This is a genomic window from Pseudomonas sp. 102515 (assembly GCF_031085165.1).
Lineage (GTDB): Bacteria > Pseudomonadota > Gammaproteobacteria > Pseudomonadales > Pseudomonadaceae > Chryseomonas.
Genome location: NZ_JAVHTY010000002.1, coordinates 650,747 through 663,576, shown reverse-complemented (window position 1 = coordinate 663,576; position 12,830 = coordinate 650,747). Strand labels below are relative to the sequence as shown.

Annotated in this window: 11 protein-coding genes and 2 pseudogenes; 5 read left to right on the top strand and 8 right to left on the bottom strand. The window is 65.9% G+C overall.

Annotated features, from left to right (window positions below):
- Positions 1 to 615, bottom strand: a complete 615-nt coding sequence (imuA, locus tag RCF34_RS10060) for a translesion DNA synthesis-associated protein ImuA (protein ID WP_308708027.1) — start codon at positions 613 to 615, stop codon at positions 1 to 3.
- 123 nt (positions 616 to 738) lie between these two features.
- The gene (gene lpxO, locus RCF34_RS10055; RefSeq protein ID WP_308708026.1) at positions 739 to 1,638 is read right to left on the bottom strand and encodes a lipid A hydroxylase LpxO; all 900 of its coding nucleotides are present in this window, start codon (positions 1,636 to 1,638) and stop codon (positions 739 to 741) included.
- Positions 1,639 to 1,817: 179 nt separating this feature from the next.
- Here lpxO and RCF34_RS10050 point away from each other — a divergent pair, with 179 nt between their 5' ends.
- The gene (locus tag RCF34_RS10050; protein ID WP_308708025.1) at positions 1,818 to 2,303 is read left to right on the top strand and encodes a DUF4124 domain-containing protein; all 486 of its coding nucleotides are present in this window, start codon (positions 1,818 to 1,820) and stop codon (positions 2,301 to 2,303) included.
- 10 nt (positions 2,304 to 2,313) lie between these two features.
- Here RCF34_RS10050 and RCF34_RS10045 read toward each other — a convergent pair.
- Positions 2,314 to 3,269 (bottom strand): annotated as a pseudogene (locus RCF34_RS10045) (transporter); the annotation flags it as partial.
- A 65-nt stretch (positions 3,270 to 3,334) separates the two neighbouring features.
- Between RCF34_RS10045 and RCF34_RS10040 the strand changes: the two are divergent.
- Positions 3,335 to 3,949 (top strand): annotated as a pseudogene (locus RCF34_RS10040) (sigma 54-interacting transcriptional regulator); the annotation flags it as partial.
- 52 nt (positions 3,950 to 4,001) lie between these two features.
- Positions 4,002 to 4,466 carry a MarR family winged helix-turn-helix transcriptional regulator gene (locus RCF34_RS10035; RefSeq protein WP_187978910.1) on the top strand — a complete coding sequence of 155 codons (465 nt, stop codon included), beginning with the start codon at positions 4,002 to 4,004 and terminating at the stop codon, positions 4,464 to 4,466.
- A gap of 169 nt (positions 4,467 to 4,635) precedes the next feature.
- Here the strand turns inward: RCF34_RS10035 and RCF34_RS10030 are convergent, their stop codons facing one another.
- The 3 genes from RCF34_RS10030 to RCF34_RS10020 form a co-directional block, all read right to left on the bottom strand.
- Positions 4,636 to 5,568, bottom strand: a complete 933-nt coding sequence (locus RCF34_RS10030) for an amidohydrolase family protein (protein ID WP_308708024.1) — start codon at positions 5,566 to 5,568, stop codon at positions 4,636 to 4,638.
- A 52-nt stretch (positions 5,569 to 5,620) separates the two neighbouring features.
- Positions 5,621 to 6,952: an MFS transporter gene (locus RCF34_RS10025; RefSeq protein WP_308708023.1), complete on the bottom strand. Its 1,332-nt coding sequence runs from the start codon at positions 6,950 to 6,952 to the stop codon at positions 5,621 to 5,623.
- 79 nt (positions 6,953 to 7,031) lie between these two features.
- Positions 7,032 to 8,009 (bottom strand): hydroxyacid dehydrogenase, encoded by a 978-nt coding sequence (locus RCF34_RS10020; protein ID WP_308708022.1) that lies wholly within the window; start codon positions 8,007 to 8,009, stop codon positions 7,032 to 7,034.
- A 216-nt stretch (positions 8,010 to 8,225) separates the two neighbouring features.
- Between RCF34_RS10020 and RCF34_RS10015 the strand changes: the two genes are divergently transcribed.
- Positions 8,226 to 8,900, top strand: coding sequence for an RraA family protein (locus RCF34_RS10015; RefSeq protein ID WP_308708021.1), 675 nt, complete (start codon positions 8,226 to 8,228; stop codon positions 8,898 to 8,900).
- A 354-nt stretch (positions 8,901 to 9,254) separates the two neighbouring features.
- On the opposite strand, the gene RCF34_RS10010 is transcribed toward RCF34_RS10015, so the two are convergent.
- Both RCF34_RS10010 and RCF34_RS10005 read right to left on the bottom strand, forming a co-directional pair.
- Complete coding sequence (locus RCF34_RS10010; protein ID WP_308708020.1) at positions 9,255 to 10,598, bottom strand: MFS transporter; 1,344 nt, start codon at positions 10,596 to 10,598, stop codon at positions 9,255 to 9,257.
- Positions 10,599 to 10,651: 53 nt separating this feature from the next.
- Positions 10,652 to 11,572 (bottom strand): SMP-30/gluconolactonase/LRE family protein, encoded by a 921-nt coding sequence (locus tag RCF34_RS10005; RefSeq protein ID WP_308708019.1) that lies wholly within the window; start codon positions 11,570 to 11,572, stop codon positions 10,652 to 10,654.
- Positions 11,573 to 11,786: 214 nt separating this feature from the next.
- On the opposite strand from RCF34_RS10005, the gene RCF34_RS10000 reads away from it, so the two are divergent.
- Positions 11,787 to 12,830, top strand: coding sequence for an ABC transporter substrate-binding protein (locus RCF34_RS10000; RefSeq protein ID WP_308708018.1), 1,044 nt, complete (start codon positions 11,787 to 11,789; stop codon positions 12,828 to 12,830).

Genomic DNA, 12,830 nt, shown 5'->3' with positions numbered 1-12,830 from the left:
TCAAGCGCCGCCGGCCAGATCGAGCACGCCGGGCTGACCGCCGCGGCATTTGCGGATGTGCAGTCGTTCCAGCGGCGCCCTGAGTTCCAGGCGCAAGGCCGCCGGCGAGGGATTGTCCAGGGCGGCGACCGGGCGCAGGGCGAAGGCCAGGGTCCGACCGCTCTCGGCGGCGACCTGCAGCCGGCGCAGTTGGCGGTCGTCGGCCCGCTCGGGCCAGCAGAGCACCGCGCCGAAGCAACCGGAGCGCAGGCACTGCTCGGCGGCCCAGAGCACCTCGGCACTCTGGGCGCGGATCACCACCAGGGAATCCAGCGCCACGCCGGCCGCCTGCCAGGCCAGGGGATAGGGCAACAGCGGCGGCCCGATCAGGGCGATGCGCTCGGCGGCCAGGCTCAGGCGCGCCAGGGTCGGCCAGAGCAGCCGCAACTCGCCATGACCGGGGCCGGCGAGCAGCAATTCGGTCAGGGCCGCCTCCGGCCAGCCGGCGCCGGGCAGATGGGCATCCAGGGCGGCGACCCCGGTGGGCTGGCAGCTGCGCCGGGCGTCGGGACTGGTCTGTCCCTTCCACAGGCGCCGTTCCTCGAACAGCCGGGCCAGGCTGGCGCCGCCGCTCATACCGCCAAACCTGCAGGGGTGTAGTCCATGGCCATCGCCTCAATCTGTATATGCATACAGTATTAAAGGCGATTCGCATCGAGGTCAAGTCGAACCGCTGTCTTTGCGGTTGAAGGGGGCCGGTCAAATCCAGATCACCACGCCGACCAGCGCGGCCAGCAACAGCCACTGTTCGAGGTAGTAGCGGAAGCGGTTGCGCTTCTTCAGCGCCTTGCCGCGTTGGCGGATGCGATAGAGATGCCGGAAGGCGCGATTGAGGCCACCAGTCTTGTCACTGGCGTCATTGGGCGAGGCCGCCGAAGCCAGCAGGGTACCGCTGACCCAGCGGTTGAAGGCGCTCGCCCAGCGATAGCGCAGCGGCCTTTCCACGTCGCAGAACAGGATGATGCGATCCTGCTCGGTGGTGTTCTCGGCGTAGTGGATGAAGGTCTCGTCGAACACCACTGCCTGGCCATCGCGCCAGTGATAGCGCTGGCCGTCCACCTCGATGAAGCAGCGCGGATCGTTGGGCGTGGCCAGGCCCAGGTGATAGCGCAGGGAGCCGCCATAGGGATCGCGATGGCGCACCAGCCGCGATCCGGGCGGCAACTCGGCGAACATGGCCGCCTTGACCGTGCCGATGCCGCGCAGCAATTCGGTGGTCCTGGGGCACAGCTGCATGGCGGAAGGATGGCTGTCGCCGTACCACTTCAGATAGAAGCGCTTCCAGCCGCTCTTGAAGAAGGAGTTGAAGCCGGCATCGTTGTGCTCGGCGGCTTTCTTGATCTGGCCGGCGCGCAGCAGGTCGAGGGCCTCGTCGCGGATCAACTGCCAGTTCTCCTGCAGCACCTGGAGTTCGGGAAAGTGCTCCACGGCGTGATAGGGCGCGTTGGGCACCCGCGAGGTCAGGAACATGAAGGTGTTCAGCGGTGCCAGAAAGGTCGAATGATCACTGAGCTGACGCAGGAAGCGATGGCGCACCCGACCGCGAAGGTGCACATACAAAACACAGAGAAAAAAACCGCCAATCACGAACCCCTTCACGCGCCGCTACCCTGAAAAGAATGTTTCCGGATGTTATACGCCTCACCTCAGACCGGCCTAGTCTTTACAGTCTGACGATTAGCTGAATGCCTGGCGTCGAGCCGGGTAGCAGCACTGGGAGCCGTAGCGGGCATCTTGTATCCTGCCGAAGACAATTCGAGTGTCCGGAGGGCCTCATCATGCGTTCGCTGCTCTATGGCCTGCTGCTCGCCAGTGGCGTCGTGGCCGCTGAGGATGTCTACAAGTGCGTGGACGATCAGGGCCGGACGACCTATACCCAGGGCGCCTGCCCGACGAATAGTCAGATCACCGCCATTCCGCTGCAGAGCCTGCCCGACAGCAACGGCTTCACGCCGCCGCCCAAGCCCGCGGCGCCCCCGCCGATCAGCACGCCGCGCGAGGTCACCGTGGTACCCGCCCCCGCCTCCACTCGCCAGCGCCCGGTCGACGACGTCACCGTGGTCGGTGGCTCTTCGTCCTCTTCCAGCTTTCGCCAGGAAAGCGAGGTGCGCGGTTCCGGCATCATCTATCAGCCGGTGCCGGTCTACATCGACCGCCGGCCACGCAACGAGACCTGGCACATGGTGCCCCATCCCCAGGCCCAGCAGCCCCAGCCGCCCGCGGCTCCACCGCCGCCGAACCGGGGCATCCCGATCGATCGCTAGCGCTAGAGCTGTGCAGGAAGTTGACGACGAACTTGCGCCCTCGGTGCGGTTCTCGGCGTCCTGCTCGAAGTAGCTGTTGACGGTGACCAGGTTCTCCCGGGAATAGGCGTAGGTGAAACCCGGCCCCAGGCCCAGACCTTTTCCCGCCGCCCGCCGACCGCGTGACCATCGACCTGGGTATCGGTGATCTGCCGAAGCCAGTAGCCGCTCAGGCCGACGCTGAGCCGATCGTTCAGCGCGTACTGGATGGCGCAGTTGGCGTGCAGTGCCTGGCCGGCCTGGGTGTCGGAGACCGCGCCGAAGCTGCGTAGCGGCTGGTCGTTGTTGCCATTCCACAGGTACCAGAAGCGCCCGGTCACCGACCACTGGGGCGTCAGCCAGTAGGTGGTGGCGTAGTAGGGATTGAAAGACCAGAAGTTGCTGCCCGGATTGATCGCCCGGTCACGGTCGTAACGACCGGTAGGCGCGACGATCTCGGCCTCGATGCGCTGCGCCCAGCGCGGACCGCCGTCGGGGCGGGTGGTGGTGGGCAGTTGCAGGAAGGCACCCAGGGTCAGGTCCCCTACCCCTCGCGGGTGCTCAGCGCCTGGCCGCCGAGGCCGTCATCGACATCGGCATGGGCCAGCCAGGGCAGGATGGCGGTAAAGCCGGGCATGGCGCCATTGGCCAGGGGCTGGCCGACATAGATGATCTGGGTGACCGGGCGAAGGTGGTCAGCTCCTGCTTGGGCAGGGGCAGGGGCAGGGGCAGGGGCAGGGGCAGCTTGCGGCCGTCCTGATCGTTGAAACGACTGGTCTTGCCATAGATCAGGTACTCCGACAGGTACCAGCGGGGGCCATCCGGCGCCGGCGCGCCGTCATAGAAGCTGGTGGAGCCGAGATTGAGACCGGGCAGATCGTAGGCCTGGACCTGCAGCGAGGCGAGACTGGCCGCGGCCAGCAGACCGAATCCGAAACGTGTGCGCATGACGTCGTCCTGGAGTTGTTCTTGTTGTGGGAAAACGCGACCACCGCACCCGGGCAGGTGCGGCGGAGCGCGAGATCGAGCGCGTCGGCGACAGCCGCACCCTCAGGGTGGACGTGCGGGTAGTCGCCGCCACCAACCTGGACCTGCGCGACGCGGTAGGCCACGGCGACTTCCACGAAGACCTCTTCTACCACCTCAACGTCTATCCCATCGGCATCCCGCCCCTGCGGGACCGTCGCGACGACGTGCCGCTGCTGGTGGATCTGTTCCTGCGGCGCTGCTGCGCCGCCTACGAACGCCCGCCGGTGGGCCTGACCATGCGCGCCCTCAAGGCCCTGCTGCGCTACGACTTTCCCGGCAACGTGCGGGAATTGCAGAATCTGGTGGAGCGCGGGGTGATCGCCAGCGATCCGGGCGAACTCATCGACCTGCCCCACCTGTTCCGCGGCGAGCCGTTGCCGGCCGAGTTCCTGGACGTGGCGTCGCCCGCAACCGGCTGGCTGCAGCGCCTCGGCGTGGCTGGCGAACGCCCGCTGCCCCTGGCGCAGCTGGAAGCCGAACTGCTCGACGAAGCCCTGGCGCGCAGCCAGGGCAACATGGCCGCCGCGGCGCGACTGCTCGGCCTGAGCCGCGCCCAGTTCGCCTATCGCCATCGCCGCGCGCGCCAGGATCTGGACTAGAATGCCCCTGATGCCCTCCTCTCGCCATCTCCGACGGAAGCCCTTCCCGCCGATGAGTTCCCCTGACGACGCCACGCCCCTGGACCCTGCCGCCACTCCCTGGCTGGACACCGCCGTAGGCTATGCCCTGCGCCGCGCCCAGATGAAGATGTTCCAGCACCTGGTGGACAGCCTGGCCGCCTATGACCTGCGCCCTGCACAGTTCACCGCCCTGGTGATTCTCGAACAGGAACCCGGCCTGATGCAGGCCGACCTGGCGCGGCGCCTGGCCATCGAGCCGCCCCAACTGGTTCTGCTGCTGAACAAGCTGGAACGCCAGGGCCTGGCCGAGCGGGTGCGCGGCACCCAGGATCGCCGCGCCTACGCCCTGCACCTCACCGAGCAGGGCCGCGCCCTGGTCGGTGAACTCAAGGAGCGCGCCGCCGCCAGCGACCGCGCCGCCAGTGCCCCGCTGGAGGATGCCGAGCGGGCCGAGCTGTTGCGCCTGCTGCGCAAGCTCAATGGGGAGCTGGGGTAGCGGGGGCTGGTCAAGCGGGAGCTGAAAGAGGTAGCGGTTTTGTTGGGCTTCGCTGCGCTCAGCGCCAACCTACGATGTGACCACCACCCACAGCCCTGCCTTAGCGCCCTCTCTCCCTTGGGGAGGGGGCTGGGGTGAGGGCCGCCGGCAGCCGCTGAGATACGGCCCTTCAGAAGCCGTACAGACTGACCGGGTTATCGCGCAGGATGGCGTTGCGTATCTGCTCATCCGGAGCCCAGTCGGCCAGCAGGTCGAAGATGTGGCCGTCGTCCGGCTTGTTACCGGTCGCCATCGTGGGATGCGGCCAGTCGCTGCCCCACAGCAGCCGCTCGGGATGGCGCCGCACCAGCTCCCGGGCCACCGTGCCCACGTCGGCGTACTCCGGCGGGCCACTGCGCGAGCGAATGTAGGGCCCCGACAGTTTCACCCAGGTACGGCCACCGTCCAGCAGGTGGGTGACGACGGCGAAGGCCTGGGAATTCACGCCTTCCGGCTGGGGCACATGGCCCATATGATCGATCACCAGCCGCGCTGGCAACCGTTGCAGCCGGCTCTCCAACTCCACCAGTTGATTGCCTGGCGCGACCACCTGGACATTCCAGCCCAGCTCATCGACCCGTGCCGCCAGGGGCTCCAGATCGGCCAGGTCGGCGCCACCGTAGCTGAGGTTGAAGCGGATGCCGCGCACCCCGGCCTTGTGCAGGTCCTGCAACTGGGCATCGGTGATGCTCCGGTCGACGACTGCCACGCCCCGGGCCTGGCCCTGGCTACGCGCCAGGCCGTCGAGCAGGCAGCGATTGTCGGTGCCGTAGGTGGACGGCGTGACGATGACCATCCGGTGCAGCCCCAGCAAGGCCTGCAGCTGGCGATAGTCGTCCAGGGAGGCGTTGGGCGGCAGCAGCTTGGCGCCCGGCGCTGCCGGGTAACGGTCGTCGTAGAGGTGCATGTGGCAGTCGACGCTGCCGGCCGGCGCCTTGAGCCGGGGCGCCGTCTGGATACTGGAAAAGGCTGTGGCGGCCTGGGCGCCCAGGGTGTTGAACAGGCACAGGGCGACACCCGTCTGGGTGCTCGCTTGCAGGAAGCGCCGACGATTGAAGGTCATGGAGGATTCCTCGAAAGGACGGCCGGCCCGAGCGGGCCAGCCGTGACCGGCGCTAGCCGGCGTTGACCGGTGCGGCCTGGGCTTCGGCCTTGGCGCGCATGGCCTTACGCCCCATGACCAACACCAGCAGGCCGCTGATGGCGCACAGGGTGGCCAGCGGCAGTACCGCCAGGGCATGGCTGTGAGTGGCGCCATGGATGGCGCCATAGACGTTGACCATCACCCCGCCGCCGATGAGGTTGGCCAGGGCGCCGATGGCGGCCAGGCCCGCCGCGGCGGTAGAGGACGACAGCCAGCCCGAGGCCAGTGCCCAGAACGGCCCCTTCATCGAATAGGCACCGATCAGCACCAGGCTCAGCAGGATCACCGTGGCGGCCAGCGACGAGGTGAACATGCCCGCCAACAGACCCACCGCGATCAACAGCATGGTGAGCGAGGTGTGCCAGCGACGCTCGCCGGTCCGATCCGAGCTGCGGCCCCAGAGGACCATCGCCACGGAGGCCAGGCCATAGGGAATGGCGTTGGTCAGGCCGACCTCCAGGTTGGACAGGCCAAAGGACTTGAGCAATTGCGGCGCCCAGACGCTCATGGTGCTGCCGGCCGCCGAGGCGCCCGAATAGATCAGCGCCATCACCCAGATATCCTTGTGCTTGAGCAGCTGCCACAAGGAGATATGGCCGATGCTGGTCTTGCGCCCGCGCTCCTCGGCCAGCTTGAGCGTCAGCCAGCTGCGCTGCTCGTCGCTCAGCCACCTGGCCTGTTCCGGGCGGTCAGTGAGCACGAACAGGCAGGCGATGCCCAGCAGCACCGCTGGGATGCCTTCCAGGATGAACAGCCAGTGCCAGCCACGCATGCCCATCCAGCCATCCAGGCTCAACAGCAGGCCCGAAAGCGGCGAGCCGAGGAAGTTGGCGCCTGGTATCGCCACCATGAAGATGGCGACCATCCGCGCTCTATAGTTGGAGGGTAGCCAGTAGGTAAGGTACAGCAGCACCCCAGGGAAGAAGCCGGCTTCCGCAGCGCCCAGCAGGAAGCGCATCACGTACAGCGAATTGGCGCCCTGGACGAAGGCGGTACCGGCCGAGATCAGACCCCAGGTGATCATGATCCGGGCGATCCAGATGCGCGCGCCGAAGCGTTGCAGCGCCAGGTTGCTCGGCACCTCCACGAGGAAATAGGAAAAGAAGAACAGGCTGCTGGCGAAGCCGAAGATCGCGGGCGTCAGGCCCAGATCCTGGTTCATCTGCAGCGAGGCCATGCCGATGTTGCCACGATCGATGATGGCGATGAGGTAGCAGACGATCAGGAACGGCAGGATGCGCCAGGCGACACGGCGCATCGTCGCGCGTTCCAGTTCGCTGATCTCGGGCGTGGAGGTAGTCATGCAGGCTCTCCGTCTTATTGTTGTGGAGATAGATGCAGCAGGCGGCTATGGAATCGGCGCCGCCCGCGTTGGAGCGCGATCAGGCCGCGATCAGGTGACGATTGACCACGGCGCGGGTTTCCACCGCCTTGCCGTTCCAGTGATCAAGGACCTGCTGCACCGCCACCAGCCCGACCCGGTCGCGGGCCTCGGTGGTGTTGGCACCCACATGCGGCGTGGCGACCAGGTTGGTAAGGCCCCAGAGGGCGCTGTCGGCCGGCGGCGGTTCGGGGTGGAAGGTATCCAGGCCGGCACCGCCGATCTGGCCGTCGCGCAGGGCTGCAACCAACGCCTGGGTGTCGATCAACTCGCCGCGGGCGGTATTGATCAGCAGGCTGCCGGGACGCATCCGGGCGAACTGGGCGGCACCGAAGAGGTGGCGGTTGGCCTCGGTCAGCGGGCAATGCAGGCTGATGATGTCGCACTCGGCCAACAAGTTGTCGAAGCTTTCCTCACGACGCACGTGGTCACGCACGGGCAGGGTCTGGAGATAGGGATCGTAGACCCGGACCTGCATCCGCAGCGGCGCCACCAGGTCCATCAGCACGCTGCCGATGGCGCCCAGGCCCACCAGGCCGAGGGTCTTGCCGAACAACTCGGTGCCGTTGGCCTGGGTCTTGTCCCAGTGCCCGGCGCGCATCCGCGCATCCAACCAGGCGGTCTGCCGGGCCACGCTGAACATCAGGGCGAAGGCGTGCTCGGCCACCGACTGGGCATTGGCGCCCAGGGCGATGGTGACCGGAATCCCCCGGTCGGCGGCGGCCTGCAGGTCGATGGTGTCGTAGCCGACGCCGTGCTTGGCGATGATCTCGAGCTTGGCCGAGGCCTCGATCATCTCGCGGGTCAGCTTGCCCTGACGGACGATGATGGCGTCGGGCTGCTCCTGGCGGATCAGCGCGACCAGTTCGTCATGGGGCATGTAGGGCTGAGTCGGCACGACGCGGATGCTGTGGGCGGCAGCCAGGGCCATGGCGTCGGGAGCGAGTGCGGGGCCGGTGAGGAGCAGGGTGCGGGTCATGTGGGTAATCCCTTGTTGTTATGACGAGGTCCGCCGAGCGGACAGCCAAAAAGGCAGGCTTTGACCTTAGCACAATAGAATAGCGTTGCAATAAGCAGCGTAGAATGGAATCCAATATCGCCAATCAACCCGTTGAATCTAAAAAAAAGAAATGCCATTCTAAAAATTCATTACCCGCTTCAGCGGCATCCAACAAAGCCCACAAGAGAAATGCCCATGACCATCGGATTCAGAGTTCTCAATGCCCAACGCAAGGTCGCAGCGGACTGGGTCGCGCGCTACCGTGAAGTCCCGGTCGCCAACGTCAGCGACTCCATGAACCGGATGACCGCTGGCGGCTCGCGCCTGCGCCCCATGCATCGCCAGGGCGTGCTGGCCGGTCCGGCGCTGACCGTGAAGGCGCGCCCGGGTGACAACCTCATGCTGCACTACGCCCTGGACATCGCCGAGCCGGGCGACGTCATCGTGGTGGATGCTGGTGGTGACCTGACCAATGCCCTGATCGGCGAGATGATGGTGGCCTATGCCATCAAGCGCGGCGTGGCCGGCATCGTCATCAACGGCGCCATCCGTGATGCCGCCAACATCGGTTCGGGCGACTTCCCCCTGTTCGCTGCCGGCATCTCCCATCGCGGCCCCTACAAGGACGGCCCGGGCGAGATCAACGTGCCCATCGCCATCGACGGCATGGTCATCGAGCCGGGCGACTTGGTCATCGGCGATGACGATGGCCTGCTCTGCGTACCCTACGACCAGGTCGCCGAGGTCTACGACCGCGCCAGCGCCAAGCATGCCGCCGAAGAGAAGCAGATGTGCCAGATCGCCGAAGGCACCAACGATCGCAGCTGGGTCCTGGAATCGCTCAAGAAGAAGGGCTGCGCCCTGCCCTAGTCTTCCTCCAGTCCAGCCCGAGCACGGGCTGGACCGCTAGCCCCCGAAACGCCCGCTGCCCGCAGCGGGCGTTTTGCATTCAGGACCCAGTAATGCCACGCGGTGCGATCGCGACGCCCGATTCCCTTACCTATCAGCGAGTGCCTGGATAGCCTGGCTGGACCAAAGCGTTCGGGCGGTCGCGCTAGTCGTCTTCAGCGAGCGACAGCAGCCCATATCCTTCGTGAGTAAGGACTACAGCGAACGCCCATCGCCCTCGTTGCGCCTGCCGCCGGCAACGCCACCCGGGACCGGTGCCAGGCCCGCACAAGAAGAAGGCGGCTCCTGACCGCCTTCTTCGTAACTCAAACAGACTCAGGTGCGCAGCGGCGCCTCGCCACCGGCCTTGAGCGGCGCCCGACGACTCGGATCGCCCAGCCAGAGCATCATGACGACGCCCAGCGCCAGTACCGAAGCCACCACATAGAAGGGTCCGGAGTAACTCTGGGTCGCATCCTTGACCAGGCCGATGGCGAAGGGCCCGACGAAGCCGCCGAGGTTGCCGATGGAGACGATCAACGCCAAGCCACCCGCTGCCGCCCGACCGGTCAGGAAGCTGGAGGGAATGGCCCAGAAGGTCGCCTGGAAGGACAGGATGCTGGCCACCGTCACGCTCAGGCAGGACATGCGCAGCAGCGGATCGGCCGAGAGCGCGGCGCCTATCAGACCCACCGCGGCAAGCCCCAGGGCGCCTGCCACATAGGGCAGCCGGTGCGTACTCAGATTGGCCTGCCGCGCCCAGAGCGTCATGGCAACGGCGCCGAGAATATAGGGGATGGTAGCCACCAGCCCCACGGTAGTGTTCTGCATGCCCAGGCTCTTGATGATCTGCGGCATCCAGATGCCGATCCCCACGGAGCCGACGATGCCGCAGAAGTTGATGGCGGCCAGCATGAACACCTTGGGATTGGTCAAGGCATCACGCAGGGTGGAGCCATGGGCCGCGCCGATCTCGCGCTGCTCGCGGGCCAGTCGCTCGGTCAGCCAGGTACGCTCGCGGGTCGAGAGCCAGCGTGCCTTGGCCGGCGAATCCACCAGTACGAAGAGGCAGAGGATGCCCAGCAGCACCGCCGGCAGCGCTTCCACCACCAGCAAGAATTGCCAGTTCTTCAGGCCCATGAAGTCGTGGATGTCCAACAGGAAGCCCGACAGCGGAGAGCCGATGATGTTGGCGGTCGGGATGCCGAGCAGGAAGGCCGCGGTCGCCTTGGCGCGCCACTTCCCAGGGAACCAGTAGGTGAAATAGAGATAGACCCCCGGGGTGAAACCGGCCTCGGCCACTCCCAGCAGGAAGCGCAGGATGCTGAAGCTGACCGGGCCGGTGGCGAAGGCGGTGGCCATGGAGATCAGGCCCCAGCTGATCATGATCCGGGCGATCCAGATCCGCGCGCCAAAGCGCTGCATCAGCAGGTTACTGGGAATCTCGAAGATGAAGTAGCCAAAGAAGAACAAGCCGGCCGCCCACCCGAACATCGTTGCCGTCAGGCCCAGGTCCTTGTTCATGCTGATGGCGGCGAAACCGACGTTGGTGCGATCCAGATAGCTGATTACATAGCAGGCGAAGATGAACGGCAGGATGCGCCACAGGGCACGCCCGAGTAGTTGCTCACCCTCGGCATCGGTCAAAGGCGGCTGCATACCCGTCTGGGTCTGGTTCATGGGTAACCTCTGTTGTAGTTGTTGTGGTGCTGACAGGACCGCCTGAGCGCGGCCTAGAGATGGGAGAACAGCGGTAGCCCCCGTATTGCGGTCTCAACCCGCAGGATGCTGCCGGTTTCGGATTCGGTGATGAACAGGCTGCGTCCTTCGGGGCCGCCAAAGGCCAGGTTGGTGTTGCTGATGCCGGCGCAGGAGCGCAGGCGCGCCAGGGGTTCGGCCACCGGCGAGAGCTGCCACACCGAGCCGAAGCCGGTGTGAGCGATGTAGAGATTGCTCTCCTCGTCCAGCGCCAGGCCATCGGGGCCGCCCAGGCCGCCATGCAGCTGGGCGAAGACGCCGACCTTGCCGATCAGCGGGCCGTTGCCCAGGGGAATGCGCCAGACCTGCTGGGCCCGGGTCACCGCCACCAGCAGGTGATTGAGGCGCGGATCGAAGACGATGCCGTTGGGGCTGGGCACCGTCGCCAGCAGGCAGCTGAGCTGGCCATCGGCGCCCAGGCGATAGACCCGGCCGCTAGCGTCCTGCAGACCGGTCTGCCCCTGGTCGGTGAAATAGAGATCACCGGCCGGCGAGAACACCAGGTCGTTGACGCCCTTGAAGCCCTCCGAACCGGCGCTGCCCAGCACCGTCTCCACCTCGCCGCGCAGCGGGTCGAGTTGCAGGATGCCGCGCTTGTAGTCGGCGATGAAGATGCGCCCATCGCGGTGGATCTTCAGGCCGTTGGGCCAGCCGTCGTATTCGCAGACCAGTTCCCACTCGCCCCTGGGGTCGATGCGAAAGATGCGCCCATTGGGGATGTCGGTGACATAGAGATTGCCCTGGCGATCGAAGGAGGGCCCTTCCAGAAAGGAATCGATGGCCCGGCCCTGGCGATTGGCATCGGCCCAGGCGGTACGCTTCGGCTGGCGATAGCGCTCGGGCAGGCGGGTGAAGATGGACGTTTGGATCGTTGGCGGCGCAGCGAAAAAGCTCATGACCAGGCACCTGAGAGAGGCTGAAGCCCCGCAGAAAGGGACCTCGCAATTTTATTTTTAACGAAATGCCGTTGCAAAAATAAAACACTTAAGGCCAATTGCAAGCAAAAGTTTTCAGATACCAGGGGTTGAATATCCCAGGCTGCTTGACAGATACAGCTTTTCTAAATACTCCTTAAAAGAAATGGCATTTCAAAATAACAAGGAGAACGCCATGCCGCAGCCGTCCGGCCGCTCGTCCCGCCCCGCCCTGCGCCAGCTCGCCCGCTTCCTGGGCCTGGCCGCCAGCCTTACCTTGGCTACCGTCCTCCCCGCTCAGGCCCAAACCGAACAGCCCCAGGTCACCCTGGCCATCCAATACGGCTATGCCTATCTGCCGGTGACCCTGGCCGACAAGCTGGGCTTCTTTCGCGAGCAGGCCAAGGCTGCCGGCCAGCCCGACACCCAGTTCGAGATCAAGCGCATCAGTGGCTCGCCCGCCATCAACGACGCCTTGATCAGCGGCAATATCGACATTGGCGGCTACGGCCTGCCCGGTACCCTGGTGGCCTGGCAGAAGACCCAGAAGTCCCTGGACATCCGCGCCCTCTGCGCCCTGGTGGCCGGCGACAATGCCCTGTTCGTCAACGATCCCGCGATCAAGTCGCTCAAGGACTTCAAGCCCGACCAGAAGATCGCCGTCAGCTCTCCCACCGGCCAGCAGGCCCTGCTGCTGCAGATGGCCGCCGAGCGCACCTTCGGCCCGGGCCAGGCGCACCAGCTGGACAATCTGATGGTGGCCCTGCCCCATCCCGACGCCACCGCCAGCCTGCTCAACAAGGCCGGGATCACCGGCTACATCGGCCCTAACCCCTACAGCTATCTGCTGGCCAAGGACGCCAGGGTCACCAAGCTGTTCGACTTCGCCAAGGAGCTCGACCTGCGCATGACCAGCGGGGTGTTGACCACCACCGGCAAGTTCGTCAAGCGCAACCCAAAACTAAGCGCCGCAGTGGTCGCCGCCATCGGCCAGGCCCAGGACTTCATCAAGGCCGAGCCGCGCAAGGCCGCCGAACTTTTCCTGCAGTCCGAGCCTTCCAGCCTAAGCCTCGACCAAGTGGAGGACATGCTGCGCGGCGTCAGTAGCGAGTGGTCGGTGCAGCCCATCGGCGTCATGGCGCTGGCCAACTTCATGGTCAGCAGCGGCGCTCTGAAGGAAGCGCCCCAGCGCTGGCAGCAGCTGTTCTTCGAACCCGTGGCCAGCGGCGAGGGCAATTGA

What these genes read in the sequence shown, in the direction of transcription:
- RCF34_RS10010 (WP_308708020.1), bottom strand. Translation starts at nt 10,598, where the DNA reads ATGAACCAGACCCAGACGGGTATGCAGCCGCCTTTGACCGATGCCGAG.
- RCF34_RS10005 (WP_308708019.1), bottom strand. Translation starts at nt 11,572, where the DNA reads ATGAGCTTTTTCGCTGCGCCGCCAACGATCCAAACGTCCATCTTCACC.
- RCF34_RS10000 (WP_308708018.1), top strand. Translation starts at nt 11,787, where the DNA reads ATGCCGCAGCCGTCCGGCCGCTCGTCCCGCCCCGCCCTGCGCCAGCTC.
- RCF34_RS10020 (WP_308708022.1), bottom strand. Translation starts at nt 8,009, where the DNA reads ATGACCCGCACCCTGCTCCTCACCGGCCCCGCACTCGCTCCCGACGCC.
- RCF34_RS10025 (WP_308708023.1), bottom strand. Translation starts at nt 6,952, where the DNA reads ATGACTACCTCCACGCCCGAGATCAGCGAACTGGAACGCGCGACGATG.
- RCF34_RS10030 (WP_308708024.1), bottom strand. Translation starts at nt 5,568, where the DNA reads ATGACCTTCAATCGTCGGCGCTTCCTGCAAGCGAGCACCCAGACGGGT.
- RCF34_RS10035 (WP_187978910.1), top strand. Translation starts at nt 4,002, where the DNA reads ATGAGTTCCCCTGACGACGCCACGCCCCTGGACCCTGCCGCCACTCCC.
- RCF34_RS10050 (WP_308708025.1), top strand. Translation starts at nt 1,818, where the DNA reads ATGCGTTCGCTGCTCTATGGCCTGCTGCTCGCCAGTGGCGTCGTGGCC.
- RCF34_RS10015 (WP_308708021.1), top strand. Translation starts at nt 8,226, where the DNA reads ATGACCATCGGATTCAGAGTTCTCAATGCCCAACGCAAGGTCGCAGCG.
- imuA (WP_308708027.1), bottom strand. Translation starts at nt 615, where the DNA reads ATGAGCGGCGGCGCCAGCCTGGCCCGGCTGTTCGAGGAACGGCGCCTG.